Genomic DNA, 3,476 nt, shown 5'->3' on the forward strand with positions numbered 1-3,476 from the left:
GAATTGGGAATAGTTGATTAGAAAACATAAAATTGATTACCCAGTCACCAGTCACCAGTCCCCAGTCACCAGTCACCAATCACCAATCACCAATCACCTCATTTACACGCCAGACTCAATGGTGGGATAGGGTTCGTCTGGTTTAGCACTTAATACTTTACTGACATCAACATTTTTGTGTTTCACGCCGTAGTCGTAAGGACCTGTAGTTAAAACCGGCAGTTTCTCAAAATTCTCAATAGCTGGTGGTGAAGTTGTCATCCACTCTAGGGTAAGTCCGCGCCAAGGGTTATTAGGTGCTTTTTCACCATAGAACCAACTCCATACCGCATTGATGATGAAGGGTAATGTGGAAATGGCGAGAATATAAGCTCCATAGGTGCAGATTTCATTCAAAGTGGTAAATTTAGGGTCATATTGGGCAACACGGCGATTCATACCCATCATTCCTAGTTTGTGCATGGGTAAGAAAGACATATTTAAACCCACAATGGTTAAGGCAAAATGAACCTTACCCCAAAATTCGTTCATCATCCGCCCTGTCATTTTCGGAAACCAGTGATAGATAGCGGAGAAAATACCTAACACACTACCACCAAACAGGACATAATGCAGGTGGGCAACAACAAAATAGGTGTCGTGAACATGAATATCAAAGGGAACGGATGCCAACATTACACCACTGACACCACCCATAACGAATGTACCCACAAAACCCATAGCAAACAACATGGGGGTATTGAGTTCAATTTTGCCTCCCCACATAGTTGCTAACCAACTAAAGATTTTGATCCCCGTGGGTACAGCGATGATCATGGTGGTGATCATAAAGAACATCCGCAACCAGCCGGGAATACCACTGGTAAACATATGGTGCGCCCAGACGATTAAACCTAAAAAGCTGATAGCCAAAGAAGAATAGGCGATCGCCTTATAACCAAATATCGGTTTCCGCGCATGAACTGGGATAATTTCCGAAATTGCCCCAAAGAAAGGCAAAATCATGATATACACCGCCGGGTGAGAGTAAAACCAGAACATATGCTGGTAAACTACCGGATCACCGCCACCGGTGGGATTAAAAAATGTAGTCCCTGCTAATAAGTCAAAAGATAGGAGAATTAACGCCCCGGCGAGAACTGGTGTAGATAGCAATACTAAAGCCGAAGTTGCCAACATCGCCCAACAAAACAAAGGCATTTGATGGACTCCCATACTGGGAACACGCATTTTTAAGAGGGTGACAATAAAATTAATCGCCCCCAAAATTGACGATGTACCCAACAACAGGACGCTAATGATCCAGATCGCCTCACCCACTTGGCCTGTTACCAAACTGAGGGGAGGGTAAGAAGTCCAACCAGCATCTGGGGCATCACCCACAACCAAACTAGCGATCAGTAATAGACCGGCTGGGGGGATCATCCAAAAAGCCACCGCATTTAAACGAGGAAACGCCATATCCCTAGCCCCGATCATCAGCGGGATGAGATAGTTAGCAAAACCCGCCCCTGCTGGCACGATCCACAAAAAGATCATGATCGTGGCGTGGAGTGTAAACAAGCTGTTATAAACTTCCGGGGTGACAAAATCCACCTCTGGGGTGCGTAATTCTGTCCGCACCAAATCAGCCATTACTCCGCCAATACAGTAAAAAATAAAGGATGTAACCAGATATTGAATACCGATTACTTTATGGTCGGTATTAAAGGTGAAAAATTCCCACCACTTTCTTACCCCTGGTTCTTCCTGGAGGTGAGAAATATTGGTAGTTTCTTGTAATTTTGCTTGGGTCATAGTTTTTTAAAAGGAGATCAAGGAGTCAGGAGATCCAGGAGTCAGAAGTCAGAAAAAAGATAAATATTCCCAGTCACCAGTCACCAGTCCCCAGTCACCTGTGTAAATGCAGCATTTCTGGATGAATGCCCATTTCTTGGATGTAGGGGGCGAGAAATTCATCTACTGTCATATCTGCTGGGTTCATGGCCACAGCTTGATTTAAGTTGTCTTTACTGGCTACTAGCTGTTCTTGCATCCAACTATCAAAAGCCTCTTGGGACTCTACTATTACTTGAGTTTGCATTGCGCCGTGGTATGGTCCACAGAGTTCCGCACACACTACAGTATAAGTACCTTCTTTTCTGGGTGTAAAACGAACTTCTGTTTGTCTACCGGGGATCACATCTTGTTTGAGGCGAAATTCTGGCACCCAAAAAGCATGAATGACATCGTTGGCGCTCATGTTCAGTTCTACTTCTTGCCCGATGGGAACATGAAGTTCTCCCACTGTCACCTCTGTATCTGGGTAGGTGAACAACCAAGCATATTGTAAGGCAGAGACGTTAACAACTAACTGCGGCGCTTGTCCTTCTTTTTCCCGACTTGCGCCCAAGGTGGGAGCGACACTACCCACACCAGGAGCATTTTGCATTTGGGAAATTTCTGTATTACGAACTGCTGGGGTGCCTGGATCTTCCATAGCAGCGTCAAATTTTTCTTGATTCAGATTTGGTTTTGTGCTGCCAGGTGTATCGCTTAAAGTGGCAGCAATAGCAGTTCCCGCCATGGACATTGATTCTTCCATGATTGGTGCTTCATGGACTGAATGGGGATTTAATCCACCAATTTGGTTGTACACATCAAAGCTGTAAACGGAAATGCCAATAACGATAATTGCTGGGATCGCTGTCCAGAGTATTTCTAAAGGTACATTACCTTCAATTGGTGGACCATCTTCGGTGTCACCTGGACGGCGACGGTATTTTAAGACAGAGTAGAGTAAAACGCCTTCAACTATGAGAAATATTCCTATAGAGACGGTCAACATAGCACTAAATAGACCATCTATCAATACGGCTTCATCTGCTGCGGCTGCGGGTAACAGCCCGTGATTTTGACCATACCAAAGACTGACCAGGGTTAGCACGATGCCTATGATTAGTGTCCAGATCGAACTTGGAATTTTCACGGCTTAACTTAATGGAATTAACTACGTTGATTTCACAGTAACTCACTTACTAAGGTAGTGCAGGGTTGGGTATCTTGACTCTCAATGTCTGAAATTTTTATTAAATTTTTTAACTATGTCGCTAATCTTGAGTAAAGGTATCCATAGTCATTTTGTCAAGAATAAATGATAATTTAAAGCCAAATTTAAGGAAAATTTTAGAAAATTGCCAGTGAAATTTCAATAAATGTCAACAATTAATTATTGCTATCTTAAAAAATGCCTAAATCTTACAGCGAAAAGTTGTGTTGGTGATTCAAAGTATAAGGTAACGTCAATTTTTCAACCCTAGTTCATAAGTTAGGGTGGAGATAGGTGACTGGGGACTGGTGACTGGGGACTGGGGACTAGTGACTGGTGACTGGTGACTGGTGACTGGGGACTGGGGACTAGTGACTGGGGACAGAAAGTAAAAAGCAAAAAGCAAAAGTTAATATTCTCCCCCTGCACCCTGCACCCTGCACCCTGC

Annotated in this window: 2 protein-coding genes; both read right to left on the reverse strand. The window is 43.8% G+C overall.

Annotation, left to right across the window (positions count from 1 at the left end; genetic code table 11):
* Positions 1–102: 102 nt before the first annotated feature.
* Complete coding sequence (gene ctaD, locus PN497_RS21610) at positions 103–1,797, reverse strand: cytochrome c oxidase subunit I (protein WP_096569696.1); 1,695 nt, start codon at positions 1,795–1,797, stop codon at positions 103–105.
* Positions 1,798–1,891: 94 nt separating this feature from the next.
* On the reverse strand, positions 1,892–2,968 hold the full coding sequence (locus PN497_RS21615) for a cytochrome c oxidase subunit II (protein WP_096569698.1): 1,077 nt from the start codon (positions 2,966–2,968) through the stop codon (positions 1,892–1,894).
* Positions 2,969–3,476 lie beyond the last annotated feature (508 nt).

Source organism: Sphaerospermopsis kisseleviana CS-549 (assembly GCF_028329225.1).
In the GTDB taxonomy this organism is placed as follows: Bacteria; Cyanobacteriota; Cyanobacteriia; order Cyanobacteriales; family Nostocaceae; genus Sphaerospermopsis; species Sphaerospermopsis kisseleviana.

What these genes read in the sequence shown, in the direction of transcription:
- ctaD (WP_096569696.1), bottom strand. Translation starts at nt 1,797, where the DNA reads ATGACCCAAGCAAAATTACAAGAAACTACCAATATTTCTCACCTCCAG.